This window comes from Polaromonas sp. (genome assembly GCF_016185115.1).
In the GTDB taxonomy this organism is placed as follows: Bacteria; Pseudomonadota; Gammaproteobacteria; order Burkholderiales; family Burkholderiaceae_C; genus Polaromonas.
Genome location: NZ_JACPOF010000024.1, coordinates 77,819 through 102,571, shown reverse-complemented (window position 1 = coordinate 102,571; position 24,753 = coordinate 77,819). Strand labels below are relative to the sequence as shown.

28 protein-coding genes and 1 pseudogene are annotated in these 24,753 nt (G+C 59.1%); 15 read left to right on the top strand and 14 right to left on the bottom strand.

Annotated elements, in window-relative coordinates; genetic code table 11:
- Positions 1-49 precede the first annotated feature (49 nt).
- The 3 genes from HYX42_RS18490 to HYX42_RS18480 are packed head-to-tail and all read right to left on the bottom strand — an operon-like array spanning position 50 to position 1,859.
- Entirely contained in the window at positions 50-820 is a 771-nt protein-coding gene (locus HYX42_RS18490; RefSeq protein WP_293405852.1) for a fimbria/pilus periplasmic chaperone, read from the bottom strand.
- Between the two features lie 28 nt (positions 821-848).
- On the bottom strand, positions 849-1,352 hold the full coding sequence (locus HYX42_RS18485) for a hypothetical protein (protein ID WP_293405849.1): 504 nt from the start codon (positions 1,350-1,352) through the stop codon (positions 849-851).
- Between the two features lie 42 nt (positions 1,353-1,394).
- Positions 1,395-1,859, bottom strand: coding sequence for a spore coat protein U domain-containing protein (locus HYX42_RS18480; protein WP_293405847.1), 465 nt, complete (start codon positions 1,857-1,859; stop codon positions 1,395-1,397).
- Positions 1,860-2,166: 307 nt separating this feature from the next.
- Between HYX42_RS18480 and htpG the strand changes: the two genes are divergently transcribed.
- Positions 2,167-4,053, top strand: coding sequence for a molecular chaperone HtpG (gene htpG, locus HYX42_RS18475; protein ID WP_293405983.1), 1,887 nt, complete (start codon positions 2,167-2,169; stop codon positions 4,051-4,053).
- Between the two features lie 3 nt (positions 4,054-4,056).
- Here htpG and HYX42_RS18470 read toward each other — a convergent pair whose 3' ends face one another.
- The 3 genes from HYX42_RS18470 to HYX42_RS18460 are packed head-to-tail and all read right to left on the bottom strand — an operon-like array spanning position 4,057 to position 6,741.
- Positions 4,057-4,755, bottom strand: coding sequence for a substrate-binding domain-containing protein (locus tag HYX42_RS18470; protein WP_293405845.1), 699 nt, complete (start codon positions 4,753-4,755; stop codon positions 4,057-4,059).
- Position 4,756: 1 nt separating this feature from the next.
- Positions 4,757-5,728, bottom strand: a complete 972-nt coding sequence (locus HYX42_RS18465) for a tripartite tricarboxylate transporter substrate binding protein (protein WP_293405843.1) — start codon at positions 5,726-5,728, stop codon at positions 4,757-4,759.
- Positions 5,729-5,760: 32 nt separating this feature from the next.
- Positions 5,761-6,741, bottom strand: a complete 981-nt coding sequence (locus tag HYX42_RS18460; protein WP_293405841.1) for a tripartite tricarboxylate transporter substrate binding protein — start codon at positions 6,739-6,741, stop codon at positions 5,761-5,763.
- Positions 6,742-6,934: 193 nt separating this feature from the next.
- On the opposite strand from HYX42_RS18460, the gene HYX42_RS18455 reads away from it, so the two are divergent.
- The gene (locus HYX42_RS18455) at positions 6,935-7,807 is read left to right on the top strand and encodes a fumarylacetoacetate hydrolase family protein (protein WP_293405839.1); all 873 of its coding nucleotides are present in this window, start codon (positions 6,935-6,937) and stop codon (positions 7,805-7,807) included.
- 55 nt (positions 7,808-7,862) lie between these two features.
- On the opposite strand, the pseudogene HYX42_RS18450 reads toward HYX42_RS18455, so the two are convergent.
- From HYX42_RS18450 to HYX42_RS18440, 3 genes and pseudogenes are all read right to left on the bottom strand, one after another.
- Positions 7,863-8,914: pseudogene (locus HYX42_RS18450) on the bottom strand (serine/threonine protein kinase).
- 156 nt (positions 8,915-9,070) lie between these two features.
- Positions 9,071-9,487: an organic hydroperoxide resistance protein gene (locus tag HYX42_RS18445; RefSeq protein WP_293405837.1), complete on the bottom strand. Its 417-nt coding sequence runs from the start codon at positions 9,485-9,487 to the stop codon at positions 9,071-9,073.
- A gap of 58 nt (positions 9,488-9,545) precedes the next feature.
- On the bottom strand, positions 9,546-9,986 hold the full coding sequence (locus HYX42_RS18440; RefSeq protein WP_293405835.1) for a MarR family transcriptional regulator: 441 nt from the start codon (positions 9,984-9,986) through the stop codon (positions 9,546-9,548).
- A 107-nt stretch (positions 9,987-10,093) separates the two neighbouring features.
- Between HYX42_RS18440 and HYX42_RS18435 the strand changes: the two genes are divergently transcribed.
- The 4 genes from HYX42_RS18435 to HYX42_RS18420 all read left to right on the top strand — a co-directional run bounded on the left by HYX42_RS18435 (position 10,094) and on the right by HYX42_RS18420 (position 14,002).
- Positions 10,094-10,996, top strand: a complete 903-nt coding sequence (locus tag HYX42_RS18435; RefSeq protein WP_293405833.1) for an SAM-dependent methyltransferase — start codon at positions 10,094-10,096, stop codon at positions 10,994-10,996.
- Positions 10,997-11,252: 256 nt separating this feature from the next.
- Positions 11,253-11,636, top strand: coding sequence for a non-heme iron oxygenase ferredoxin subunit (locus HYX42_RS18430; RefSeq protein ID WP_293405831.1), 384 nt, complete (start codon positions 11,253-11,255; stop codon positions 11,634-11,636).
- A gap of 39 nt (positions 11,637-11,675) precedes the next feature.
- Entirely contained in the window at positions 11,676-13,094 is a 1,419-nt protein-coding gene (locus HYX42_RS18425; RefSeq protein WP_293405829.1) for an amidohydrolase family protein, read from the top strand.
- Positions 13,095-13,228: 134 nt separating this feature from the next.
- Positions 13,229-14,002 (top strand): IclR family transcriptional regulator, encoded by a 774-nt coding sequence (locus HYX42_RS18420; RefSeq protein ID WP_293405827.1) that lies wholly within the window; start codon positions 13,229-13,231, stop codon positions 14,000-14,002.
- Here HYX42_RS18420 and HYX42_RS18415 read toward each other — a convergent pair whose 3' ends face one another.
- Positions 14,003-14,317 (bottom strand): NIPSNAP family protein, encoded by a 315-nt coding sequence (locus tag HYX42_RS18415; RefSeq protein WP_293405825.1) that lies wholly within the window; start codon positions 14,315-14,317, stop codon positions 14,003-14,005.
- Between the two features lie 152 nt (positions 14,318-14,469).
- Between HYX42_RS18415 and HYX42_RS18410 the strand changes: the two genes are divergently transcribed.
- The 7 genes from HYX42_RS18410 to HYX42_RS18380 all read left to right on the top strand — a co-directional run bounded on the left by HYX42_RS18410 (position 14,470) and on the right by HYX42_RS18380 (position 20,914).
- The gene (locus HYX42_RS18410; RefSeq protein ID WP_293405823.1) at positions 14,470-15,465 is read left to right on the top strand and encodes a tripartite tricarboxylate transporter substrate-binding protein; all 996 of its coding nucleotides are present in this window, start codon (positions 14,470-14,472) and stop codon (positions 15,463-15,465) included.
- Between the two features lie 137 nt (positions 15,466-15,602).
- Positions 15,603-16,316, top strand: a complete 714-nt coding sequence (locus HYX42_RS18405; protein WP_293405820.1) for a GntR family transcriptional regulator — start codon at positions 15,603-15,605, stop codon at positions 16,314-16,316.
- 242 nt (positions 16,317-16,558) lie between these two features.
- Positions 16,559-17,461, top strand: a complete 903-nt coding sequence (locus HYX42_RS18400) for an MBL fold metallo-hydrolase (protein WP_293405818.1) — start codon at positions 16,559-16,561, stop codon at positions 17,459-17,461.
- On the top strand, positions 17,458-18,081 hold the full coding sequence (locus HYX42_RS18395) for an RraA family protein (protein ID WP_293405816.1): 624 nt from the start codon (positions 17,458-17,460) through the stop codon (positions 18,079-18,081). Before HYX42_RS18400 ends, HYX42_RS18395 begins: the two co-directional genes overlap by 4 nt.
- Before the next feature lie 23 nt (positions 18,082-18,104).
- Positions 18,105-19,361 (top strand): aconitase/3-isopropylmalate dehydratase large subunit family protein, encoded by a 1,257-nt coding sequence (locus HYX42_RS18390; RefSeq protein ID WP_293405813.1) that lies wholly within the window; start codon positions 18,105-18,107, stop codon positions 19,359-19,361.
- On the top strand, positions 19,358-19,900 hold the full coding sequence (locus tag HYX42_RS18385; protein WP_293405811.1) for a hypothetical protein: 543 nt from the start codon (positions 19,358-19,360) through the stop codon (positions 19,898-19,900). Before HYX42_RS18390 ends, HYX42_RS18385 begins: the two co-directional genes overlap by 4 nt.
- Positions 19,901-19,939: 39 nt before the next feature.
- Positions 19,940-20,914 (top strand): zinc-dependent alcohol dehydrogenase family protein, encoded by a 975-nt coding sequence (locus HYX42_RS18380; RefSeq protein WP_293405808.1) that lies wholly within the window; start codon positions 19,940-19,942, stop codon positions 20,912-20,914.
- Here the strand turns inward: HYX42_RS18380 and HYX42_RS18375 are convergent.
- The 4 genes from HYX42_RS18375 to HYX42_RS18360 all read right to left on the bottom strand — a co-directional run bounded on the left by HYX42_RS18375 (position 20,911) and on the right by HYX42_RS18360 (position 24,009).
- A complete protein-coding gene (locus tag HYX42_RS18375) occupies positions 20,911-21,300 on the bottom strand; it encodes a hypothetical protein (RefSeq protein WP_293405806.1) in 390 nt (129 codons plus the stop codon). The two genes, HYX42_RS18380 and HYX42_RS18375, sit on opposite strands and share 4 nt — an antisense overlap.
- A gap of 9 nt (positions 21,301-21,309) precedes the next feature.
- Entirely contained in the window at positions 21,310-22,116 is an 807-nt protein-coding gene (locus HYX42_RS18370) for an ABC transporter permease (protein ID WP_293405804.1), read from the bottom strand.
- A complete protein-coding gene (locus tag HYX42_RS18365; RefSeq protein WP_293405802.1) occupies positions 22,116-23,051 on the bottom strand; it encodes an ATP-binding cassette domain-containing protein in 936 nt (311 codons plus the stop codon). Before HYX42_RS18365 ends, HYX42_RS18370 begins: the two co-directional genes overlap by 1 nt.
- Before the next feature lie 157 nt (positions 23,052-23,208).
- Complete coding sequence (locus HYX42_RS18360) at positions 23,209-24,009, bottom strand: siderophore-interacting protein (protein WP_293405800.1); 801 nt, start codon at positions 24,007-24,009, stop codon at positions 23,209-23,211.
- Between the two features lie 139 nt (positions 24,010-24,148).
- Between HYX42_RS18360 and HYX42_RS18355 the strand changes: the two genes are divergently transcribed.
- Both HYX42_RS18355 and HYX42_RS18350 read left to right on the top strand, forming a co-directional pair.
- Positions 24,149-24,427 (top strand): type II toxin-antitoxin system RelE/ParE family toxin, encoded by a 279-nt coding sequence (locus tag HYX42_RS18355; protein WP_293405981.1) that lies wholly within the window; start codon positions 24,149-24,151, stop codon positions 24,425-24,427.
- A gap of 11 nt (positions 24,428-24,438) precedes the next feature.
- Complete coding sequence (locus HYX42_RS18350) at positions 24,439-24,753, top strand: HigA family addiction module antitoxin (RefSeq protein ID WP_293405799.1); 315 nt, start codon at positions 24,439-24,441, stop codon at positions 24,751-24,753.

Sequence of the window (24,753 nt, the reverse complement as noted above, 5' to 3'; positions counted from 1 at the left end):
GACGGGCAGGCGGGCGGGCGGTTGGGCGCAGTGGCGTAGGGGCGGGGCTTTACGGCAGCGTGATGTCAAAGGTCTGGGACTTGCCATCGTCAAAGCTCACGCTTAGCTGTGCCGCGCCGGGTGAAATGGGTTGCTCTGCCTTGACGCTCATCACCTGCCGCGCACCGGGCAGGATGTAGGTGCCGCCTTCGAACCGGCCCAGCGCCTGCGTGCCGCGCCTGACCTGAATCTCCCGCACCTGCGCGTAGGCCGTGCCGTTGTTGGTGCAGCTCACACTCACCGCAGGAGTGACGCCGCGTGCGGCCTGGCAGCTTACATCGCGTTTGGCCACTGGGGGCGTGATGAATACCGGCATCGACAGGGCCAGCGCAATCGGCACCTGTATGGTCTTGTCGCGTCCGGCAAGGGCTTCGGGCACTTCGCGCATGATCATGCGGTAAATCAGCTGGCGGCTCGCATCGGCAGGCTTGAGAAGGGCCAGGCGCACAACCTGGCGGGCATTGGGGGCCAGCTTGATGACAGGGGGGGACAGGATGAGGTCTTCTGTCGGGACCTGTTCATCGGTGCCGTCCGGCTTCTGGCTCCAGGCGTTCAGGTCCGCCTGCAGGACGACTTCCGTATCGCCCTCATTGATGATGGTGACTGCCACCGCACGGTCCCGCGGGGTCATGTAGATACGAACCGGGGTTACTGAAAAGACGCCCGCTGATGCAGGCGCCGCGGCGCCGGACAATACCCCCGCCAGCAACAAGACGACGGCCGGAGCAAGCCGGAGTGAGTGCACAGTGTCAGGCCTGTTTGGGTTGATGCGGAGCTTCATGTGCCGAGCTTAACAGCCACAGCCCGGCTTAAAAACTGACCAGCATCTCCAGAGGGCCATCTGAACCATTCGCGTTGTAAATACGCAATGCAGTGACCGTGCCAGCTCCGTTGTTTGCGCCGTTGGCGTTAAACATGGTGACGCTGGAGACGTTGTTGGCGTTCACGCTGTAACGGAAAGCACCGCCATGGGTGCCCACAAAGGGTTTACCCGGCAAGGGGGTGATGCTGACAAACTGCCCGGTTGTGCAGATCACCTGCACCAGGGAGTTGGTTTGCTCGCTCAAGGTCTGGTTGACGCAGACGTCCGACGCAACCGCCGCCTTGCCGCCCGTGACCGGGGGGGGCACAACCGCCACGCTACCGCCCGTGACCGGTTCACTAATGCCCGTGACCGGGGCGGGTTCAATGGCGTTCGGATTGTTCAGTCTGATGGTGACAGTGAACAAGCCCGAACTGGTTCCGGCAACCGCAATGCCTGCCCACAGGCTCATGAAGGCGCTCAGCCAGAAACTGCGGTTCAGTTTGTTCATGTGCTGGGGGCGTTGACGGCGTCAGGACCTGTCTGGAAACAATCAATAAACGACGTAGATGGTGCTTGCGACACCGGCGCCGTTCGTACAAGCTGCGGTCAAACAGGTGCCTGCCTGGCCAGCCGCCATGGTACCGGTAACCGAGTAGGCCTGGTCAACGCCACTGCCCGTGCCGGTAGCTGCCGACACACCCAGGGTGTAGGCAAGATTGGTTGCCGTATCCGTAACCGCCAGCGTCGCTGCGGGGGTGGCTGCATTGCTGAAACCGATTTTGTACGGCATGGTGTTGGTGCACTTCATGTTAAAGCTGCCGCCGGTGCCGTTGGCCAATGCGCCAAACGAGGTATAGGTGAATGCAAGTGCCGTCACAGCGCCAAAAACGCACTTGGACGTCAGACTGACGGTCACGTTGACGGTGGCCGAGTCATTGGCCGCCTGAACAGGGGCTGTCACAAGGCTGGCGATGCCGAAGGCGGCGACTAAAATGAGCTTTACAAGTTGTTTCACGACTTTTCTCCGATTGGGGGGACAAGAACAGACAAAATTGAAATGTGACTGAACTGTAACCGGTTGCGTGTTTTTAAAACATTTGTAACTTGTAACAGCGTCGGAATTTGTCCACTTGTTCACGGCAAGCTATTGAATTAATTGATTTTCAGCCAAATTTCAGCCTGTCAACGTGGTTTGTTTGATTGTAACAATTGTCTTTAAAGTTGTAACATAACTAATTAGTACTACTGGCAATTTCCATTCGTAACAACAGATATACATGTCTCAATTCACCATGTCACCAACTTCCATGCCACAAACCGCCATGTCACAAACCCTGTCCTTCCAGGCCGAAGTCGCCCAGTTGCTCAAGCTGGTCACGCACTCGCTGTACTCCAACCCCGAGATCTTTTTGCGCGAGCTGATCTCCAACGCATCAGACGCCTGCGACAAGCTGCGTTTTGAGGCGCTCAACGATGCCGGCCTGTATGAATCCGACCCCGAGCTGAAAGTCAAAGTCACTTTCGACAAGGCCGCCAAGACCCTGACCATCACCGACAACGGCATTGGCCTGTCGCAGCAGGAAGCGATTGACAACCTCGGCACCATTGCCAAGAGCGGCACGCGCGATTTCATGGCCAAACTCTCGGGCGACCAGAAGAACGACGCGCAGCTCATCGGCCAGTTCGGCGTGGGTTTTTATTCGGGCTTTATCGTCGCCGACAAGATCACCGTTGAAAGCCGGCGCGCCGGTTTGCCAGCAGGCGAAGGCGTGCGCTGGACCAGCGACGGCACTGGCCAGTTCGATGTCGCGCAGATCGAACGTCTAGAGCGCGGCACGAGCATCACCCTGCACCTGAAGGAAGAGGCCGAGGACTACCTCAACGCCTGGAAGCTCAAGGGCGTTATCAACAAGTACTCCGACCACATCTCCCTGCCCATCATGATGGAAAAGGAAGAGTGGAAGGAAGGTGAAAACGACCAGCCCGGCGAGATGGCCAAGACCGGCGAATGGGAAACCGTCAACCAGGCCGCAGCGCTCTGGACGCGCGCCAAGAAAGACATCACGCAGGACCAGTACGACGAGTTCTACAAACAGATCAGCTACGACCAGAACGCGCCGCTGGCCACCACGCACAACCGCGTCGAAGGTTCGACCGAATACACGCAGCTGCTGTTCATTCCGTCAAAAGCGCCCATGGACATGTTCAACCGCGACAAGGCGGCGGGCGTCAAGCTCTACGTCAAACGCGTCTTCATCATGGACGATGCCCAGGCGCTGATGCCCACCTATCTGCGTTTTGTGAAGGGCGTGGTTGATTCATCTGACCTGCCGCTCAACGTCTCACGCGAGCTGCTGCAGGAAAGCCGCGCCGTCAAGGCGATTCGTGAAGGCTGCACCAAGCGCGTGCTGTCCATGATCGAGGACATGGCGACGAATGACGCTGAAAAGTTTGCGACCTTCCAGACCGAGTTCGGCGCTGTGCTGAAAGAAGGCCTGGGCGAAGATTTTGCCAACCGCGAACGCCTGGCCAAACTGCTGCGTTTTGCATCGTCCACCACCGACACCGCGACTGTCAGCTTTGCCGACTACAAGGCCCGCATGAAAGAAGGCCAGGACGCGATTTATTACATCACCGCCGACACCCTGGCCGCTGCAAAGAACAGCCCGCAACTCGAGATCTTCCGCAAGAAGGGCATTGAGGTCCTGCTGATGGCCGACCGCGTCGACGAATGGGCGCTGAATTACCTGCACGACTTCGACGGCACGCCGCTGCAGTCCGTCGCCAAAGGCGCGGTTGACCTCGGCAAGCTTCAGGACGAAGACGAAAAGAAAGCTGCAGAAGAAGCGCAGACCCAGTTCAAGCCCGTGCTCGACAAGCTGAAGGAAGCGCTGAAAGACAAGGCGACAGATGTGCGCGCCACCTCGCGCCTGGTCGATTCACCCGCCTGCCTGGTGGTTCAGGACGGCGACATGTCTACCCAACTCGCACGCATGTTGAAACAGGCCGGTCAGGCCGTGCCTGAGGTCAAGCCGATTCTTGAAGTCAATGCCCAGCACCCGTTGGTCAAGAAGCTTGAAGGTACGACGGATGAGGCCAACTTTGCCGACCTCGCCAACATCCTGTTTGACCAGGCATTGCTGGCTGAGGGTGGCATGCCGGCTGATCCGGCGGCTTACGTCAAGCGCGTTAATGCGCTCCTCGTTTAAGACTCAGGCCTCAAACCCGCAATCCCGGCGCAGCGCAGAAAACTCTGCGCTCGCCAGCATCGCGATCAAATCACGCGCGACTTGGGGCTGGCCTGCCTTGGTACAGACTGCTGCGGTGTAGACGGTGGCCAGTTCAAACTCCTTGGGCAGCATTGCAACCAGTTCGACACCCTTGGTTAACAGGATTTCGGTCGCCTGCGTGCTGCCAATCAGGCCTGCCTCTGCGCATTCAGCCATGGCCTTCATGGCCGTTGCGCCGTTGGGGTACGGGCGCAGGCGGTCGGCGAGTTCAACATCCAGCCCGAGCGCTTTCAGCACCTTCATCACATGGATGCCGGCTGTCGCCTTGATGGGGTCGGGGAAGTAAATGCCGCGTGCTGCGCGCAGCGCGGCCTTCAGTGCATCCTGGTTGCTGACATCGACTGCCTTCTCGCCAGTCTTCACCGCCACCCCGGTCTTGACGGCACCCAGTGCCTGCGCGGTTCCTGCAACCAGATCACCACTGCCCGTCAGTTCATTGATCAGCGCATCACTGAGGATCATGATGTCGCAAGGCTCGCCGGCCAGCAGCTTGTCTTTCATCATGCCGACAGCGCCGAAGGTGCCGTCCACGCTGATACCGGACTTCTGGGTAAAGCCGTCCTTGAGCCGGGTGATCAGGCCTTGTGCCGCGCCGCCGCTGAAAATTCGAATGGCGTCCAAATCAGTCTGCCTTGATGTTGGCGTTCTTGATGACGCGCGCCCACTTGGCAATGTCATCCTGCATGTATTTGTCAAACACGGCAGGCGTCATCACCATCGGAACGGCACCCTGCTTGTTCCACAGTTGCTTCACGTCCGGCTGGCCGGCAATCTTTGAAACCGCCGCATTGAGTTTGTCCACCACGTCTTTGGGCGTGCCTTTGGGCGCCATCAGGCCGAGCCAGATGGTAGCCTCGTAGCCGGGCAGGCCGGCCTCGCTCATGGTGGGCACATCGGGCAGCACGTCCGAGCGCACCTTGCCAGTGGTGGCAATCGCCTTGACCTTGCCGGCCTTGATCTGCTCGACCATGGTCGTGACGGCGTCGAACATCACCTCGACCTGCCCGCCGATCACGTCGGTGCGCGCGCCCGAGCTGCCCCGGTAGGGAATGTGCACGAGGTAAACACTCGACATGCTTTTGAACAGTTCGCCGGCCATGTGGTACGGCGTGCCGGTACCCGACGACGCATAGTTGATCTTGCCGGGCCTGGCTTTGGCCTGGGCCGTCAGGTCCTTGAGGTTTGAAAATGACGTGCCGGGGTTGGCTACCAGCACCAGGTCTGAATAGTTGATCGGAGCCACCGGGACAAAGTCGCGCATCAGCTGGTAGGGCTTGCCCTGTACCAGCGTTTCGTTCACGGTCTGGGTGTTGGACATCATCAGCAGCGTGTAGCCGTCGGCTGGCGACTTGGCCACGGCATCGGTTCCAATCACCGATCCAGCACCAGGCCGGTTTTCCACCACAAAGCTTTGGCCGAGGGCATCCTGCAGGCCCTTGCCAATGAAGCGCGCATAGTTGTCGGCCGGGCCACCGGCTGCAAATGGCACGATGATCTTCACCGCTTTACTGGGGTAGCTTTGAGCGGTAGCCGAGGTGGCGAACAGGGCGGCGACGACTGTGCCAGCCAGCAGGATGGAAGGTTTGAAATTCATGATGTCTCTTTCGTTTTGATGTGATGGTTTTTCTATTCGACCTTACCGATGCGTCTGACCACGGCTGACATCCGGGCTGCATCGGCCTGCACATATTTTTTAAAATCCGAGGAGTCCTGGTATTGCACCGGGCTGCCCGCGCCGAGAATGACTTCCTTCACCTTCGCATCCTGTGCTGCGGCCCTGGCGGCTGCGCGCAGGCGCTGGGCAATCGGCTCAGGCACGTCTTTCGGAATGAAGAGGCCTGACCACTGTGCGTATTCGGCGTTGTAGCCGGCGTCTTTCAGGCTGGGCGCATCGGGCAGTGCGCCGAGTTGCGCCGTACCCCAGTGCGCCAGCACGCGTATCTTGCCGACCTTGACCTGCTGCAACACGGTGGCCGGGCCGGTAGATACCGCATCAATCTGCCCACCCAGCAACGCCACCACGGCGGGGCCGGCGCCGGTGAAGGGGACGTGTGTCATCCTGATGCTGGCGTTCTGCGCCAGAATTTCCATGGGCACGTGCATGGTGCCGTAGTTGCCTGATGAGCCGTAGTTGATGGCGCCGGGGCGTTTCTTCGCGTCGTCTACAAACTGCTGCACTGTCTTCCAGGGCGCATCGGCACGCACGGCCAGCACGGTTGGGTCGGCGGTGTAACGGGCGATGGGGCGCAGGTCACTAAGCGCAAACATGGGTGGCCGCTGCAGCACCACATCGGCTTCAGGCAGCACCGTCAGTGATGACAGCGCCATGAGTATGGTGTAGCCGTCGGGCCTGGCCTTGGCGACCTGGCTCATGCCTATGCCGCCGCCTGCACCGGCCTTGTTTTCAATCACCACCGGCTGGCCCAGGTCACGCGACATGGCCTCTGCCACAGGGCGCGCCACCAGGTCGGCAAGACCGCCGGGCGGAAAGGGCACGACCATGGTGATGGCCTTTGTCGGCCAGGCGTTTTGTGCGACGACGAAAGGACTGGTGGAAAGCGAAATGGCGGCAACAAATGCCGAGGCGAGCAGGGGTCTGCGCTTCATGTCTTGTCTCCTTTTGAAAGGCGTTGTTTTCCAGGTTGTGCAATCCTTTGCATACAATGGAAATTTATTCATGGCATGCTAACATCTGGCTGAATTTCAGGGGGCATCGCATTCCCTGAGACGCATCCAAAAAACGCACCTTCAACACAGGCGCCGGCGACTGCCGGCACCGCAGAGACAAGACACCGAAACCATGAAAATTGTTGCCTTTGAACACAACGGCCAGAGCGGCGTCGGCCTTGTCTCTAGCGACCTGCTGCAGGTTCAGCCCTTTGATTTACCCCAGGCGCAGCGCGCACTGGGTGCGCTGCCCATCGTCGAGATGCAGGTACGCGGCGATGCCTTGCCGAAGTTGCTGCCGGCCATTGCGCTGGCTGATGTGAAAGTCATTGCGCCGTTGCCAAAACCGCGCCGCAATATTTTTTGCGTCGGCAAAAACTATTACGCCCACGCAAAGGAATTTGCGGGCAGTGGCTTTGACAGCAGCGCCAAATCTGGCGGTGACATTCCCGCCGACCCCATCATCTTCACCAAGGTGCCTGAGTGTGTGGTCGGGCCTGATGCGGTGGTTGAAATGCCGTCGGTTTCGACCGCGATAGATTACGAAGCCGAACTCGCCGTCATCATCGGCAAGGGCGGCAAGGGCATCGCTGCCAAAGACGCCATGTCGCATGTCTGGGGCTACACCATCGTCAATGACGTGACGGCGCGCGACTGGCAGATGCGGCACCAGCAGTGGCACATGGGCAAGTCGTTTGACACCTTCTGCCCCATGGGGCCTTATCTGGTGAGTGCTGATGAGCTTGACGGCGCCAAAACGCGTGTGCGTTGTTTTGTGAATGGCGAGCTCCGCCAGGATGCATCAACGGCAGACCTGATTTTTGACATTCCCAAACTGATTGAAACGCTTTCAGCGGGCATCACGCTTTATCCGGGCGATGTGATTGCCACCGGCACGCCTGTCGGTGTGGGCATTGGCTTCAAACCGCCGAAGTATCTGAAGTCTGGGGATGTGATGCGCGTTGAGATCGACGGTATCGGGCATCTTGAGAATCCCGTTCGCTAGTTCGTCTTATCTGTCATTGCGGGCCTGACCCGCAATCCATGCTCGCTCAACGCAATCAAACAATCAGCGGTGCTTCCTGCATCGCTTCGTTCTGTTCTTCCAGCATGTCAGCCTGGCCCTTCCAGTAGTCACTTGACCCGAACCACGGGAAGTTGATCGGGAAGATCGGGTCGTGCCAGCGTTGCGCCAGCCAGGCGCTGTAGTGGATCAGGCGCAAGGTGCGTAGCGGCTCTATCAGCGCAAGCTCACGCCGGTCGAACTCGCGGAATTCTTCGTAGCCATCGACCAGTGCACCAAGCTGCCGCGTGCTTTGCGCCCTGTCGCCTGAAACCAGCATCCATAATCCTGCACGGCAGGCCCGCTGCGCGCATCGTCAAGATCGACAAAATGCGGGCCGGCGCCCGGCATGCCCTCGGGCGTCCACAGGATGTTGCCGGGGTGGCAGTCGCCATGCAGCCGCAGCGTTTTGACCTCGTTGGCGCTTTCAAACACGGCTTGTGCTGTCAGCATGGCCTCTTCAAAAGCCTTGAGCCAGCGCGACTCCATGTCTAGTGGCAGGTAGCCGCCCTTAAGCAGCACGTCACGTGAGGCGTAGCCAAAGGTCTGCAGGTCAAGTGCCGGCCTGTGCGTGAATGGTTTGGCGCTGCCGACGGTGTGTATGCGCGCCAGAAAGCGTCCTATCCATTCAAGCACTTCAAGGTTGTCGAGCTCGGGTCTGCGGCCGCCGCGGCTGGGCGAAACGCTGAAGCTGAAGCCGCCGAAGTGGTGCAAAGTGTGGCTGTGCAATTGCAATGCACCCACCACCGGTATCTCTGCGGCCATCAGCTCTGCCGCAAAGGCATGTTCTTCAATGATCTGCACTTCCGTCCAGCGGTCTGGCCGGTAAAACTTGACCACCACAATGTCACCCGCAGCGGCAGCCTTGCCCACGCTGTGCTCAAGATGCACCTGGTAGACGCGGTTCTCGTAGCTTGACAGCGCCATCAGGCGCCCGTCACCGTGCAGGCCCACGCTTGCCAGCGCGTCCAGCACCACGTCGGGTGTCAGGTGTTCATAGGCATGCAGCGTCTCGTTCGAAGGTGCTGCCTGATTGTTGTTGTCGGTCATACGCCGATTGTCGGCCCAATAAAGAAAGCCCGCCTGTTTGAAGGGCTGGGCTTTGTCTTTGCAGGTTCAAGCCGCGGAACCGGCTTTGCCGGGCCGCAGGCGGGCGGCCCCCTCGGGGGGCAGAGAGTTACACGAAGTGAACGAACGTGGGAGCCCTTACTTCAGGGTAATGGTCACGTCGATATTGCCGCGCGTGGCGTTCGAATAAGGGCAGACCTGGTGGGCGGCATCAATCAGCGCCTGCGCTTCTGCACGGTCCATGCCGGGCAGGGTGACGTTCAGGCGCACGCCGATGCCATAAGCGTTGGGGATCTTGCCGAGGTCGACTTCGGAGTCGATGGACACGTCATCAGGGACAGCAATCTTTTTCATGCCACCGACGGCCTTCATCGCGCCGATGAAGCAGGCGGCATAACCCGCGGCAAACAGCTGCTCGGGATTGGTGCCGGTGCCTGAGGTGCCGGGCGAGCTCAGGGTCACTTCCAGACGGCCGTCATCGGTCTTTGATTTGCCATCGCGGCCGCCGGTGGTGTGGGCTTTGGCTGTGTAGAGGACTTTTTCGAGTGTGGTCATGGTGTCTTCCTTGGGGTGAATGCCCTGGAGCGGGCGGGTTAAAAACAGGTGAACCGGCTCAGGCCACAAGTTGCTGGCGCAGCGCCTGGACTTGCCGGGTGAGATCGGAAATTTCAGAAATCGAGCACTGGCTTGCACTCAGAATACAAGCGGGGATTTTTGCGGCGCGCGTCTTGAGCTTGCGGCCTGCAGCGGTCAGCGTGATGTGCACGCGGCGCTCGTCCTGCACATCACGGATGCGGGTGATAAGGCCGGACGCTTCCAGTCGTTTGAGCAGCGGCGTCAGGGTGCCGGAATCAAGATAGAGCTTTTCGCCAAGTTCGGACACCATCAGGCCGTCGCGCTCCCACAGGGCCAGCATGGCCAGATACTGCGGATAGGTCAGACCCATCTCGTCAAGATGCGGTTTGTAGACCCTGGTCATGGCCAGCGAGGCGGAATAAAGCGCAAAACACAGCTGGTTGTCCAGTTGCAGAAGAGCGTCGGTTTTGTTTGGCATGGCTTTATTATAATACACAATTAAATTGTGTGCAATCTATTATTTGGGACTGGCTGGATAACCCCGGAAAGCCTCTCTGCAAGCCTGCCCCGCTAAACTGGCAGCCCATGCCTAAAACCACAAAGCCGCCCCGTCACCACCCGCCTGCAAAACCAGCGCAGGTGATTGAAGAGCTGCGGCCGGGGCAGTCGATAGAGTTGCTGAAGGAGCTGCACATCCTCACGCGCGAGGGCAAGCTCAACCAGGACACACGCCGCAAGCTCAAGCAGGTCTACCACCTGTACCAGTTCATCGAGCCGCTGATGAATCAGGTCATGGCCTCGAACCCTTCGGCAACGCTCGCTGATCATGGAGCCGGAAAGTCCTACCTGGGCTTCATTCTTTATGACCTGTTTTTTAATGTGGCGCACAAGGGTGAAAAAACCACCGGCCATATCTACGGCATAGAAACCCGCGCAGAGCTGGTGGAGAAATCCCGCGTACTCGCACAGCGCCTCGGCTTTGAACGCATGTCCTTCCTGAACCTGACGGTTCAGGAAGCCACAACCTCGCCTGAGTTGCCTGCGCAGATTGACATCGTGACCGCGCTGCACGCCTGCGACACGGCCACAGATGATGCCATTGCCTTTGGCCTCGCCAAAAACGCGCAGCACATGGTGCTGGTGCCCTGCTGCCAGGCCGAGGTGGCAGGCGTACTCAAAAAGACCCGCACGCTGAACCTCTCAAAAACCCCGCTGGCCGAGCTGTGGCGGCATCCGCTGCACACGCGCGAGTTCGGCAGCCAGATCACCAACGTACTGCGCTGCCTGCAGCTGGAGGCCAGTGGCTACGACGTGACCGTGACTGAACTGGTGGGGTGGGAGCATTCGATGAAAAATGAGCTCATCGTTGCCAGCAAACCCTTGCAGTCCAACGTGCGCAAGATTCGCGCAGCCAGTGAGCGCCTGCAACAGGTGCTTGTAGAGGTGGGGTTGGGTGAGTTGACGGCGCGATTCGCCATCCCTGCCTGATTTCAATTGCTATTCGATGCATCGCATGTAGCCCGGGACTAGACGGGTTACAGCCGGTGTGTCTCGTGGCAAAAAGCATCTCCCTTTTATAGAAGTCCATTTCTTGATGACCGGAGCCGTGTGCGCCCGGAGCGTGCCTGCGCGCGGGTTGGCTTGACAACAAGTTTGTGGGTGTTTTAAACTTGTTCTTGTTAACGAATTAAGTTCCTATATGAGAACAAGATGAGCGACTTAAACAAGCCACAAAAGGAGACTCATGAACCCCCATCCAGTTTTTTATCCTGTAGACACGCGAGGCCTGATGCCCGGCGAAGTACGCCAGCAAACCCTGGGCGGTAAAGACATCGCCATCTTCAACATTGACGGAGCATTCTTTGCGACCTCTGATTTCTGCACGCATTTGCGTGGGCGTCTGTCGGACGGGCATGTTGAAGGCGAAACCGTCACCTGCCCGCTGCATTTCGGAAAATTCAATATCCGGACCGGACAGGCGATGAACCCGCCGTGCAAGGCTGGTCTGCCGGTCTACCCCGTCAGACTGGAAGGTGGCACGCTGATGGTCGGCCTGCCTGCACAAGCAGAGGGCAGGCCGCATATACCGGTGACAGCCGCTTCATCTATGCCGCGAGCCTCCGCATGAGGCGCGTTTCATTCCAATAGTACCCACAGGAGATTTGATATGTCAGGCTTTAACCAGTTTCCCGGCGGCCAGGTTCGTGCGCGCCTTGATCACCCCGTCATTGATGGCGATGCGCACATGGTCGAGTGCGACTTTGCCTTTTTTGACTTTCTCAAACGGGTCGGCGGTGCCGGCATGGTGCAGCGCTCTGAAGAGTGGCGCAAAAACACCTTTGGAAAATCAAAGGGTGGTGATGTCTGGTGGGGCTTGCCCTCAGGTCCGCATACCAGTGACAGGGCTATGGCCATGCTGCCGCGGCTCTTCAAGTCGCGCATGGAGGAAGCCGGCATCGACTTCGCCTTCATGCATGCCACAACGGGTATCACCAACCTCTACATCGCCGACGATGAATTGCGCCAGGCCAGCTGCCGGGCGCTCAACATGCTTTATGCCGAGATGTTCAATGGCGTCACAGACCGCATTCGGCCGGTCGCTGTCATACCGACCTACACACCGGAAGAGGCCATCCGCGAAATGGACTACGCGGTGACAACGCTTGGCCTCAAGTCGACCATGATTGGTACGGAAATCCGCCGTCCGTCACCTTGGGGCGGCGTGCAGGTGGAGTCCATCGCCATGGATGCGCCTTTCGACTATGACCCCTTCTGGCAGCGTTGTGTGGACCTGGGTGTGGCGCCCATCGGCCATACGCCAGGTTTTGGCGGTCGCACGTTTCCCCATCGTGCATCACCGACCAACTATGTGTTCAACCATCTTGGCGGTTTTGCCGCCGGGGCGGAATTTTTCTGCCGCTCTGTTTTCTTTGGCGGCGTGATGCACAGGTTTCCCACATTGAACTTCGGCTTTCTCGAGGGCGGCGTGGCGTGGGCGCAGACACTGATCAACGACATCTTTGAGCACTGGGAAAAGCGCAACCGCAGGCTGATCCACAACCTCAATCCCAAGTCGCTCAATCTTGATTTGATGGAAAAGCTGTTCAACGAATATGGTAACGAGCGGCTCACGGGCAGCCGCATACGTGCCGAGCCGCACCACATGATCACCGCTGCACCGATTGACCCGCTGCAACTGGATGACTTTGCGGCCAGCGGGATGAACGAGGTGCATGACCTCAAGCACCTGTTCACAGACCGCTTCTATTTCGGTTGCGAGGCCGATGATCGCATGGTCGCGGTTGCTTTCAATCGCCGCCTGAACCCGGTAGGGGCCAAGCTCAAAGCGGTGTTTGGTTCCGACATCGGCCACTGGGACGTGCTGGATGCGAAGAGCATCCTGTCTGAAACCTATAGCCTGGTCGATGGCAAGCTGCTGGACCTCGACAACCTTCGCGATCTGACGTTCGTCAACCCGGCCAGCCTGCATCTGTCGATGAATCCCGACTGTTTTGTTGGCACTGCCGTTGAAGACGCGGCCGCAGCCTTGCTGCGCGAGCAGCGGCCCATGCTGAAGGCAGCATGAAGCCAGGGTGAATTTGCGGCAGCTAAAATTTCTTCAGGGGCTCATCAGCCTGAGCCCCTGAAGTACCGATGCGAGGCTATTGAGCCAGCCTGGTTCTATCTGTCGCTACAAAGTTACCGGACCACCCGACCGCCATGGCCAAATCAGCTTTTCGCGTGCTTGAAATTCTTGACCTGATCGCGCAACGCCCCAGTGGCGCAACGCATACAGAAATTTCGGCGGCGCTGAAGATTCCCAAGAGCAGCCTGACCAGTTTGTTGCGTGACCTGCAATTGCCCGGTTATCTGCAGCTTTCAGAAGGCTCGGGCAAATACATGATCGGCCCGCAGGTTCTGTTTCTTTCCAATGCCTATCTGAAGAACCTGAATATCGTTCGGCTGGCTGAGCCATTTGTGCGTCGAATTTTTCTGGCGGTGAATGAGTTCACGTCGCTGGTGATCCCGAAAGAAGAAACAGGTGTCATCGTCTGCGCCGAAAGTTCTCCTTCTCCACTTGCGCACGCCTTAAATATCGGCGAACGTACGCCGACTCTTGCGAGTGCGGCGGGCAAAGCTGTACTGGCTTTTCTTGAGGCAGACGAAGTTGACGCCTTCATCGCAAAGAACAAGCCGGTCGCCCACACGACTAACACCCTGATGCGCGCGGCGGATATCCGCAAGGACCTGGCTCATGTGCGCGAAGCGGGCCTGGCCTATAGCCGCGAAGAATATCTGCTGGGCATTACGTCGATTGCCAGCCCGGTTTTCAACAGCATGGGCCGGCCTGTTGCCTCTCTGGCCGTGGCGCTGCCAACGGCAAGGCTGTCGGCAAAAGTCGAGGCAAAAATTACAGCGGCGCTTTTGAAGGAAGGCGCCGCCCTGTCCAAGCTGCTTGGCGTTGCGCCTTCATCCCATTCCGCCAAACCCTGATCAGCGAATCGGCGAGAACGGCGCGGCGCTCATCAATTCCGATTGCTGGCTCACCACCAGGGGCAATGCGAGCGGTATATAGCCGTTGATCCACTCCGGGTCAGCCCACCATTTCTCGCGCGCCTTGCGGCGTGCCTCCAGATCTTCAAACTCCCAGACGTGCACCACGCGGTTTAACACGCCGGTGTCTATGGTCCAGTACGCCACCAGCTTGCAGTAACGCGACACCACCGGCAGTCCCTTTTCTTCGAACTGCTTCAGGTAGCGGGCGATTTCACCCACCTTGATCTGGTAAGTCCTCATCTCGTAAACCATGAAATCTCCTTCTTTTTAAAGAAATCCAGTTTACAAGAGAAATGGTAAGATGGCAAAATGGCATGACAAGATTGCCATTTGGCACTTGGGAGTGTAAATGACTGAAATTGCCTTGCCCGGCGTTTCAGACCCCTAAATAATGGAGATGACCCATGCATGGAAAAATAGATAACCGTCTTGCAAAATTTTTTTTGGCGTGGCTGCTTGCCGCAGCGACTGCTGCCTGGCACGTGCCCGGCGCGGCACAAACCTACCCCGATAAACCGATCACCATCATCGTTCCCTATACGGCGGGTACGCTGGCAGACCTGTTTGCGCGAACCGTGGGCAATGAGCTGGCGACCACGCTGAAACAGCCGGTGATTGTGGACAACCGTCCCGGCGCTGGCCAGGTGGTGGGCGCATCCGTGGTGGCGCGTGCTGCGCCCAATGGTTACACCCTGATGGTTGCGGCCTTCCCGAATATCGTGCCTCAGTCCATTCAAAAGACGCTTCCCTACAAAGGCAACCTTGACTTTGCGCCTGTGGCCCACGTCGCCACCGTGGCCAACCCGCTGGTGGTGTCCATGAACGTGCCAGCCAACAACCTGCATGATTTCATTGCGCTGCTGAAGGCCAATCCGGGCAGATACTCCTACGGCTCGGCTGGGGTCGGCAGCCCGATCCACCTGTTTGGCGAGGTCTTTAATGTGGCGGCCGGAACGAAGTCGGTTCACATCCCCTACAAGAGCTTCCAGACCGCACTCATCGACATCGGCAGCGGCCAGCTAGACTATGGATTCATGACCTTCGCCGCGATGCAGCAGGTGGCATTGGGCAAGATGAAAGTGCTCGGCACGCCGGGCGCCCAGCGTGACCCTGGCTATCCACAGGTTCCTACCCTGGATGAGCAGGGCATGAAGGGTTTTACCGCGGTTATCAACTACGTGATCATGGCGCCCAAAGCTACGCCGCCAGCTATTGTGGAAAAACTTAACGCGGCCATCAATGCGGCAACTTCTTCAGAAGCCTATGCCAGCAAGGTCAGGGCCGCCGGTGGGGTTACAGTGCAAAAGCCCATGACTTCAGCCCAGCTTGCCGCCATGCTTTCGCGTGAAGAAGATCGCTGGCAAAAGGTGGTGAAAGACCAGAACATCACGGTCGAATAAGGCACTGACGCGTACATCAAAAAGGGCCGCCTGAAGGCGGCCCGTTTCGTTTGGGGGATTTGTTCTATGCCCGCTGTTGGCACATCTTTCATAATGACGTCACTTTTCACTTTTCAGCCTCGCAAGCCAAAACCCCAATGACCGACGACTGGATGTTTATTGAGCGCAATCCCGCGCCGCTGCGCTCTCAGATCGTTGAAAAACTTCGCACGGCAATCATTGAGGGCGTCTACAAGCCCGGTGAGCGCCTGATTGAGCGGGCTCTCTGCGAGGCATTACAGATCAGCCGCCCGTCATTGCGCGAGGCCATTCGCCAGCTGGAAACCGAAGGCCTGATTGAAAACGTACCTAACCGCGGCCCCGTGGTTCGCACCCTGACGCCGCTCGAAGTCAAGGCGCTGTGCGACCTGTGCATACTGGTGGAAGGCCTTTGCGCCAGGTACTTCGCGGAGCATGGCCTGGAGTCCGAGATTGATGCTTTTGAAGCGGCGCTGCTGACCTTTGAAAGCTCCTTCAGCACCGGTAATGCGCTGGCCATACGCCGCGCCAAGCACAACTATTACGATGCCTTTGTCGCTGGCACGCACAGCGAAGTGCTGCAGACCACCCTGAAGCGGCTCAACGCACGCCTCAGCCAGTGCTGGGCGTCGTCCCTGCGCCAGCCCGACAGGGTGCCTGAGGCCATTGGCGAGATGCGCACCATCGTGCAGGCGATCCGTCAGCGTGACCCGGATGCCGCCTGCGCTGCCAGTACCTTGTATGCGCAGCACTTCAGCGCCTTTGTAAACCGCGTGCTGGTTGAAGAGGCCGTCGCAAAGCCCAAACGCAAACGCGCCGCAGCCGCAAACTAGCCGCTGCACAGCCCTCAAGGGCGTCTCTTCCTGCTTTGCCAGCTTTGTAGGTACCACGTCCACTTTCGCAGGCCGTGGCGTCGGCCCACCTCACTCCAGAAATCTCCAATCAACCGTTTTGTGGTCAGGGTCTTGTGCGAAATCTCGCATTTGGTATACTGGCATGACAATATTACAATTTGGTCAATTTGAGTGGTCTACGCGCAAAATGGCGTTGCCAGTCCCGATATGAAGGAGACAACATGATGAATTCGCGCATGCTCAGCAAGGATGTTGAGCTTTTCCAGGTCATTGAATTTCACGGCCCGACGCACGACGCGCAGTGGATGCTGCCCGGCGTGCCTGCCGCATCGCTTGAGCGCAACCTCGGCTGGATGAGCCCCGACTACTTCATGCCGGTCACCAACCGGCTGGTCTTTACCTTCCAGCTCTGGATACTGAAGATGGCCGGGGGTTTTGTCATCGTCGATACCGGCGTGGGCAACTCAAAAAAACGCACCGCCCCATCGCAGCACATGCTCAACAACCCGGTCCTTGACTGGTTGAAGGCGATTGGCGCAGAGCCAGAGCAGGTGAAGCACGTGATTTGCACACACCTGCATGGCGACCACGTTGGCTGGAACACCAAACTCGTGGATGGCCGCTGGATACCCACCTTTCCGAATGCCACGCACTACCTGCCGCGTATCGACTGGGAGGTCTACAGCGAGAGGCAAAAGGCGGGCACCCTGCTCAAGGTGTTTGAAGAGCCGTTGAAAGACAGCGTGATGCCCATTGTTGAAGCGGGGCTTGCGAAGTTCATGGACGACGGTGACGAAGCCGCCGGGCTGATCGCGCATGCCGCACCAGGCCACACGCCAGGCAACATGATTTACTCGCTGAACACCGGTGGTGTGGAACACCTTTTCACCGGTGACGTGATTCATTCACCCATCCAGATCCTGCACCCCGACATCAACAGCCGCTGGTGCGAGTTGCAGGATGTGGCGCGTAACACCCGCGTCAACGTCCTCAGGCGGGCGGCGGCCAACAACTCGAACATCCTTCCGGCGCACGCCAAGCTGATGGCCGGCTGGCATGTGCAGCAAAGCGGGGATGCGTTTTCAATCGATATCCAGGCGGCGAAATCCGCCGAAGTCGCATGAGCACCGGCGCTGCCCCATCGAGAACGATACCGGAGGCGTTGAAATCGCTGCCGGCTGCATCGCTGTACGAGGCAGCCGGCAAGCGCGGCGACATGGCCCCGCATATCCGGTCTCTGGCGGGCGGAAAACGTGTGGCCGGTTTTGCCTTTACCTTGCGCACCTTGCCGGGCGACAACCTCGGCGTCTTTCACGCCATCAACAAGGCTCAGCGCGACGACGTACTGGTGATTGACGCTGGCGGTACCGCCCGCGTGACGATATGGGGCGGCACATCGGCGATCGCAGCGCATGCAAAAGGCATTGCCGGCTGCGTGACCAACGCCGCCATCCGCGATGTTGCTGAAATCGATGTACTGGGTTTTCCGGTGTTTGCGGCAGGCACCAGCGTGCGGGGCGCCACTAAAAATCATGCGGGTTGGATGAATGTGCCGGTGTGCGTGGGTGAGGTGACAGTGAACCCGGGTGACTTCATCGTTGGGGATGAAGACGGTGTAGTTGTCATAGCTGCAGCGGACATTGCCACAGTTGTTGCGCGCGCCACAGAACTTGAAGGCAGGCACCTGCTTCGCGATTCGCGGCTTCGCGCCGGTGAATCCCTGGCAAGTGTCATGGAACTCTGAACAGGAAAGAAGCAGCAGACATCATGGGCCAAACCATCACGGAAAAGATACTGTCGCGCGCCGCCGGCCGTCCGGTCAGCGTCGGCGACACCATTTACCCGGAACCTGATCTGGTCACCTGCCACGACTGGTATGTCGTCAACTTCGACAAGGCCTTGAAAGACCTGGGTGTCAGTCAGATACGCAACCCTGAAAAGGTATTGATATCGACCGACCACGAGCCGGTAGCCCTCAGCCTGCGCGCATCAGAGCGGCAAAAGGCAGTGCGCGAAATCGTGCAGCGCTACGGCATCGAAAACTTTTACGATGCCGGCCGGGGGGGGCATGGTCATGTGTTCCCCATAGAGCTGGGTTATGTGCGGCCGGGCATGCTGGTACTCGCCTACGACACACACGTTACCAACTACGGTGCAGTGGGTTGCCTGGGCATCGCCATGGTCACGGAGATCAGCGAAGTACTGGCCTGTGGCTCGGCCTGGATACGGGTTCCACCGACTGTACGCGTCAACCTGCATGGCCGGCTGAGGCCGGGCACCAGCATGCGCGACGTTGCACAGAGGTTGACGGTTGACCTGCCTGCGGACCTGGTGGATTACAGCGTGGTCGAATACGGCGGCCCGGCCTTGAAAGATATCGGCATTGGCGGTCGCATGACGCTGTGCAACACACCTCTTGAAATAGGCGCCAAGTCTGCGATTGCCGAGCCCGACGCGCAAATCCTCGGCATGCTTGCAGCGCGGGCTCGCGGCCCGCTGGCCCTGATCGCGAGCGACGCAGATGCGCAGTTCAAGGCCGTGATTGACTTTGACATGGGAAGCCTGGAGCCCCAGGTTGCCGCACCGCCGCGCCCGGACAACGTGGTGGGTATCAGCGCCGTTGCGGGAACCGCCATCCAGCACGCCTTCATTGGCTCATGCGCCAACTGCTCGCTCGAAGACCTGCGCGATGCAGCGCGTGTATTGCGGGGACGCAAGCTCTCACCCGCTGTGCGCATGATCATCACGCCGGGCACCCAGGAGATCGCCGCCAAGGCTTACGCGGAAGGCCTCATGCAGGTCTTCTCGGATGCAGGCGCGATGACCACGCAGCCCGGGTGTGGTCCTTGTGCCGGGGGCGTGATCGGGACACTGGGCCCTGGCGAGACATCCATCAACACGGGTACGCGAAACGATGCCGGACGACTGGGTCCCCACGACGGGCAGATTTACCTGGCCAGCCCGATGACGGTAGCGGCATCGGCCATCGTCGGCGAAATCACCGACCCGAGGGAATTCCTGTGAGTGACGTCAACAGTTTCAACTGGGTTTACCGTGGCCGCTGCTGGAAGTTTGGCGACAACATTTCAGTCGACGGTGACCTGATGAGCCATGAACTGGCCGTAGCGCGCGAGATCCGCCCCGAGGTGCTGAAGAACCACGTGATGTGCGGCATAGACAAAAGCTTCGCAGCGAAGGTCATGCCCGGGGACATCATGGTGGCCGGCCTGCGTTTTGCGCAGGGCAATCCTCACATACAGGGCCTGTTGGGGCTGGCGGGCTTAGGCATGGGGCTGGTGGTGGAGTCCATTCCGCGCGGCAGCTTTCGCAATGCCATCAATGCCGGGCTGCCCATGTTGCCGCATTGCGAAGCTGTCACCAGCGAATGCGACACCGGAGACGAGCTGCGCGTGAACTTCCGTACCGGTCTGTTTGAAAACCTCACACGAGGTACCTCCCGGCAATACGACCCGATCGATGCACCTTTGCTGCGGACCATCGCACTGGGCGGCTGGCGTCCCATGGTGATGGAGCGCCTGAAAGAAATGGCACTTTTGCCTTGACGCGCGTTTCTGAACGCGCATTAAAACCATGAGAGAAAAATGACAGCAACAACAATGCAGGCCCTGGTGTTTGACGCGGCCGGAAAAGCAGAAGAAGTCCTGGCCTTGAAGACCGTCAGTGTTCCAGAGCCGGCCGCCGGAGAAGTCCTTGTGCAGCTTGAGGCGAGTCCCATGCATCCGGCGGACATGATGTTCATCGGCGGCCGCTACCGCATCAAACCGGCTTTGCCGCAGGTCGCCGGCCTTGAAGGCAGCGGCAAAGTGGTGGCTGCAGGTGAGGGCGTCTCGCTGGCTGTGGGTACGCGTGTAGCCTTTCGTCATCCCGGTACCTGGGCAGAATACGTCAGCGTTCCCGTTGCAAAAATACATGCTGTTCCCGATGGCATCGAAGCAGACAGCGCCTGCCAGTTTTCGCTGAATCCCTTGACCGCCTGGGCCCTGCTGGACGATGCGGACGTGAAGGCCGGTGACTGGATCGCGGTGAACGCCGCAAGCTCGGGTATTGCGCGCCTGGTTCATGGGCTGGCGATGCGCAAGGGCATCAAGGTGATTGGCATCGTTCGCGGCGCAGCAAAGATCACGCTGCCGTTTCCGGTGGTATCCACGGAGGTGGTGGATCTCTCAGCATCCATCCTGGAGGTGACCGGAGGGCAAACCATCGCGGCACTGCTTGACTGTGTCGGCGGGCAGTCCATCACGCGCGTGTTCCCTGCCATGCATCAGGGGGCCACCATCGTGAGTTATGGCGTGATGGAAACCACCGCAGCACAGGTCACCAACGTGGACATGATCTACCGCAACCTCAGCTGGAAAGGTTTTGGCATTGACTACTGGCTGTCGAGGTCATCTGAAGCGGTTCCCCGCATGACATCAGAAATCTGGCAGGCCATGGCCGATGGCGGGCTAGATCTGCCAGTCAAGTCGGCCTTTCCTCTGGCCGGGTTCAAGGCTGCTCTGGCAGCCATGAGTGCCGGCCCCAACACCGGCAAGGTGCTGCTTGGATCGGGTGCCTAGGTCTTGATATCTGCCTGGGGAATCAACCCGGCATCAAGCGCCCTGACGCGGTGGTCAACGTAATAGCCACCGAATTCCGTGTACCGGAGCAATACCTTGTGGCAGCTGCCGCAGCCGTACACATCGCACACGTTGTAGGGAAAGAACTTCACTGCCACCGGTGCATCGGGTGACGCATAGCGCGTACCGTCAGGGTGAAACTCTTGCTGTGTGGGCTCGTAAATGTCAGGGTCACGCAAAGTGCCCAGGGCCGTCATCTGTGCCTTGGGCCAGCGGTCTTCGGTAAAGCTTTCCCAGCATGCCGTCGGGCGTAGCGGGCAGCTGCAGGCCGTACCTTTACGTGCCGCAGCTAGCTGTTTGAGCGAATCGGCATCAAGCTTTTGCATCATTCATCCTTATCCACGAAACCGTTTGCGCGTCAGCGCCAGCGCAATCCAGAAAGCCACTACCGCATAGACGACCAGTAGCAGCAAATGCTGCAGGCCATGTGCCGGCCAGCGGCCCATGAAGAGTGGGCGTATGAGTTCCACTGCAGCTGTCAGTGGCAGCCAGTCGGAGATCACACGCATGATGCCGGGCAACTGGTCACGCGGAAAGAACACGCCGCTCAGGAACATGGTGGGCGTTAAAAAGAGCGTGAAGTAATAGGTGAAGAAGTCGTAGCCCTTGGCCAGCGCATTGAAGATAAGCGCGATGCATGAAAAGGTGATGCCGACCAGGCCCAGCAGGGGCAGGGAGAGCAGGAGCATGGGACTGTGGCTGATGCCCAGCGCGAGCATGACCAGCAAAATCACCGTTGTAGTGAAGAGGGACTTGAAAGCTGCCCACAGCATTTCTGCAAACACCACGTCGTCGAGTTGAACCGGCGCGTTCATGATGCCGTCCCAGGTGCGCTGCACCTGCATGCGCGAGAAGGCTGAATACAGCGCCTCGAAGGAGGCCGCGTTCATCGCGCTCATGCAGATGGAGCCACTGGCCAGAAACAGGATGTAGGGCACGGCCGCACCATTGAGCTGCACCTGGCCTACCAGTGCACCCAGGCCATAACCGAAAGCCACCAGCGTGATCAGCGGCTCTGCAATATTGCCGACCAGGCTGGGAATGGCCAGCTTGCGCCAGACCAGCAGGTTGCGCCTGAAGACGGGCAGCCAGCGCATGCTGATGCGTGGCGCACGAAAGAGCGAGGGGTTGTTGGTGGACATCACGCATCCTCCCTGATCTGGCGGCCGGTGAGCTTGAGAAATAAATCCTCGAGATTGGCAGGCCTGTGCAAGGTGCGCAGGTTCGGGTATTCGGTCAGTGCATTCATCAATGCTTTTGAATCCTGCGTGTAAAAGAACACCGTCTCACCGCTGACTTCCGTGCGCGAAGCCAGCGCCTTCAGTGGTGCGTTGACGAGTTCAAGCGCACCTGCACCATAAACCTCGACCACGTCTGGCTCCAGGTTTTCTGCGATGAGCTCACGCGGTGTGCCTTCAGTCATCTTCTTGCCGTGGTCCAGCACCAGCAGGCGGTTGCACAGGCGCTCCGCCTCGTCCATGAAGTGGGTCGTCAGCAGAATCGATTTGCCCTGCTGCACCAGGCGCTGCAGGCGCTCCCACATCAGGTGGCGTGCCTGGGGGTCCAGGCCGGTGGTGGGCTCATCGAGCAGCAACAGTTGCGGGTCATTGACGAGTGCGCGTGCAAGACTCAGCCGGCGCTTCATGCCGCCTGACAGCTCGCTGAGCTTGGCGTCGGCCTTGTGCGTGAGTGCCGCGAACTCCAGCAGTTTGGGAATGCGCTCACGGATCACTGCGTCCTTCATGCCGAAATAGCGGCCGAAGACCAGCAGGTTTTCAGAACAAGAGAAATCCGGGTCTAGGCTGTCGAACTGGCTGACGATGCCCAGCTTCTCCTTGATGGCCAGTGCATCCTGCGGCATGCGCAAAACGCCGCCTCCCGGCGTGAAGGTGATCTCACCCGCATCGGGCGCGGTCAGACCCAGGCACATGCGTATGGTGGTGGTCTTGCCTGCGCCATTCGGGCCAATCACCCCCAGGCATTCACCCGGTGCGATGCTGAACGACAGGTTATCGACAACCGTTGTGTCGCCGTAGCGTTTGGTCAGGCCCTGGATGCTGAGAAGTGGTTGGCTCATTTGTCTATTGTTGCGCATGAGCCACCATCTCCAGCAATGCTGAATTCACGTATCCCCGACTGTGCAAGCAGGGGCCGCGGAACTGGCTTTGCCAGGCCGCAGGCGCAGCGGCCCCCTCGGGGGGCAGGGAGCTACACGCAGTGAGCGACCGTGGGGGCTAATTATCCTCACCATAGTCATGATCGGGGTGATTGATGGTGTCCAGCTTCCAGTAGCCGCGGCCCACGATGTTCTTGCGGTCAATACCCAGCTCATCGGTCAGCAACTTGCGGATGCGGCGCATGGCAGCCGCTTCGCAGGCGAGGTAAATCTTTGCGTCTGCGGGAATAGCCAGCGAACGCAGGGCCTTTTCCAGCGGCACGCCAGCGCTTCGATGGTCGCTGCCGCGCGGCAGCCATTGTGCGGTGACTGCTGCGGTACTCTTTAGGGTGCGCTCTTCGTCGGCGCTGATGACCTCGACCAGCAACTGCACCCTTGCGCTCGACGGCAGTTCAGCCAATATGTTTTCAACCGCAGGCAGCGCACTGTCGTCGGCAATCAGCAGATGTTCCGCCGCAGTTTTGTCCAGTGCGTAGCCGGGGCCGGGTCCCATCAGGAAAAGGACGTTGCCCACCCTGGCCTGTGCAGCCCAGGTCGATGCCGGGCCCTCACCATGCAACACGAAATCAACGTCGACTTCATGCACATCAGGCCGCACGGCAAGCGGCGTGTAGGTGCGCATCGATTTCGGGCGCGGCGCATCGGGCAGCGGGCGGTCGGGTTCGGTTTGCCCCGGTTCAGGGAATATGAGTTTGATGTAGCTTGCCGGCGCTTCAGGCGCAAAGCCTTCCAGCTCGGTGCCCTTGAGCGTGATGCGGCGCATGGCCGGACTGAGCACCTGCACGTTCGTGACTTCAACACGGCGCGGCGGGCGGCGTTTGCGAGGGGGCGGTGCGCTTGTTTCGGGTGTGGTGGACATGAGCCTCTCTGGTGTTGGTCTTTGTTGTTGAGAATAATTATCATCTGAAGGAAATAAGCTTGTAGCCATCAGGGGCTAACGCGATGCTGTGAGTGAGGTAACGCTTGACGATACTGACGCGTTGCGTTACTATGGCGGCATGATCCTTGGCTTTCACTGCAAAGACACGCAAAGCCTTTTTGAGGGCAGACGAGTCAAGCGATGGGCAAATATTGAAACGGTCGCCATGCGAAAGCTGGCCATGCTCAACAGGGCGGCCAACTTGAATGATTTGAAGATACCGCCGCAGAACAGGCTTGAAGCCCTCAGGAAAGATCGCAGGGGCCAGCACAGCATTCGCATCAATGACCAGTGGCGGCTGTGTTTCAGGTGGACGCCCAACGGACCTGAGAATATTGAAATCGTCGATTACCACTGACGGGAGCTTTTATGACGCGCCAAATCCCTTACCCCCATCCCGGTGAAATCCTTGCCGAAGAATTCCTCAAGCCCATGGAGATCACGCCTTATCGCCTCGCCAAGGAGATCCATGTTCCCTTGACCCGCATCGCGGCCATTCTTGCGGGCAAACGCGCCGTCAGTGTTGACACCGCCCTGCGTCTTTCCAGATATTTCGGTACCAGCGAGGCTTTCTGGAGTGGCCTGCAAACGGACTATGACACTGCCATCGCGAAAGATACGCTGGCCACGGAACTGAACGCCATCGCAACCTATAACGACGGCAGGTTCGCATTGGCTGCCTGA

Excerpts from the sequence above, each read along its gene's own strand:
- HYX42_RS18465 (WP_293405843.1), bottom strand. The coding sequence starts at position 5,728 with ATGAATTTCAAACCTTCCATCCTGCTGGCTGGCACAGTCGTCGCCGCC.
- HYX42_RS18445 (WP_293405837.1), bottom strand. The coding sequence starts at position 9,487 with ATGACCACACTCGAAAAAGTCCTCTACACAGCCAAAGCCCACACCACC.
- HYX42_RS18380 (WP_293405808.1), top strand. The coding sequence starts at position 19,940 with ATGACAGCAACAACAATGCAGGCCCTGGTGTTTGACGCGGCCGGAAAA.
- HYX42_RS18365 (WP_293405802.1), bottom strand. The coding sequence starts at position 23,051 with ATGAGCCAACCACTTCTCAGCATCCAGGGCCTGACCAAACGCTACGGC.
- HYX42_RS18430 (WP_293405831.1), top strand. The coding sequence starts at position 11,253 with ATGAACCCCCATCCAGTTTTTTATCCTGTAGACACGCGAGGCCTGATG.
- HYX42_RS18390 (WP_293405813.1), top strand. The coding sequence starts at position 18,105 with ATGGGCCAAACCATCACGGAAAAGATACTGTCGCGCGCCGCCGGCCGT.
- HYX42_RS18355 (WP_293405981.1), top strand. The coding sequence starts at position 24,149 with ATGATCCTTGGCTTTCACTGCAAAGACACGCAAAGCCTTTTTGAGGGC.
- HYX42_RS18405 (WP_293405820.1), top strand. The coding sequence starts at position 15,603 with ATGACCGACGACTGGATGTTTATTGAGCGCAATCCCGCGCCGCTGCGC.
- HYX42_RS18425 (WP_293405829.1), top strand. The coding sequence starts at position 11,676 with ATGTCAGGCTTTAACCAGTTTCCCGGCGGCCAGGTTCGTGCGCGCCTT.
- HYX42_RS18395 (WP_293405816.1), top strand. The coding sequence starts at position 17,458 with ATGAGCACCGGCGCTGCCCCATCGAGAACGATACCGGAGGCGTTGAAA.
- HYX42_RS18375 (WP_293405806.1), bottom strand. The coding sequence starts at position 21,300 with ATGCAAAAGCTTGATGCCGATTCGCTCAAACAGCTAGCTGCGGCACGT.
- HYX42_RS18440 (WP_293405835.1), bottom strand. The coding sequence starts at position 9,986 with ATGCCAAACAAAACCGACGCTCTTCTGCAACTGGACAACCAGCTGTGT.
- HYX42_RS18400 (WP_293405818.1), top strand. The coding sequence starts at position 16,559 with ATGATGAATTCGCGCATGCTCAGCAAGGATGTTGAGCTTTTCCAGGTC.
- HYX42_RS18485 (WP_293405849.1), bottom strand. The coding sequence starts at position 1,352 with ATGAACAAACTGAACCGCAGTTTCTGGCTGAGCGCCTTCATGAGCCTG.
- htpG (WP_293405983.1), top strand. The coding sequence starts at position 2,167 with ATGTCACAAACCCTGTCCTTCCAGGCCGAAGTCGCCCAGTTGCTCAAG.
- HYX42_RS18455 (WP_293405839.1), top strand. The coding sequence starts at position 6,935 with ATGAAAATTGTTGCCTTTGAACACAACGGCCAGAGCGGCGTCGGCCTT.
- HYX42_RS18415 (WP_293405825.1), bottom strand. The coding sequence starts at position 14,317 with ATGGTTTACGAGATGAGGACTTACCAGATCAAGGTGGGTGAAATCGCC.
- HYX42_RS18420 (WP_293405827.1), top strand. The coding sequence starts at position 13,229 with ATGGCCAAATCAGCTTTTCGCGTGCTTGAAATTCTTGACCTGATCGCG.
- HYX42_RS18360 (WP_293405800.1), bottom strand. The coding sequence starts at position 24,009 with ATGTCCACCACACCCGAAACAAGCGCACCGCCCCCTCGCAAACGCCGC.
- HYX42_RS18410 (WP_293405823.1), top strand. The coding sequence starts at position 14,470 with ATGCATGGAAAAATAGATAACCGTCTTGCAAAATTTTTTTTGGCGTGG.
- HYX42_RS18435 (WP_293405833.1), top strand. The coding sequence starts at position 10,094 with ATGCCTAAAACCACAAAGCCGCCCCGTCACCACCCGCCTGCAAAACCA.
- HYX42_RS18370 (WP_293405804.1), bottom strand. The coding sequence starts at position 22,116 with ATGTCCACCAACAACCCCTCGCTCTTTCGTGCGCCACGCATCAGCATG.
- HYX42_RS18350 (WP_293405799.1), top strand. The coding sequence starts at position 24,439 with ATGACGCGCCAAATCCCTTACCCCCATCCCGGTGAAATCCTTGCCGAA.
- HYX42_RS18490 (WP_293405852.1), bottom strand. The coding sequence starts at position 820 with ATGAAGCTCCGCATCAACCCAAACAGGCCTGACACTGTGCACTCACTC.
- HYX42_RS18460 (WP_293405841.1), bottom strand. The coding sequence starts at position 6,741 with ATGAAGCGCAGACCCCTGCTCGCCTCGGCATTTGTTGCCGCCATTTCG.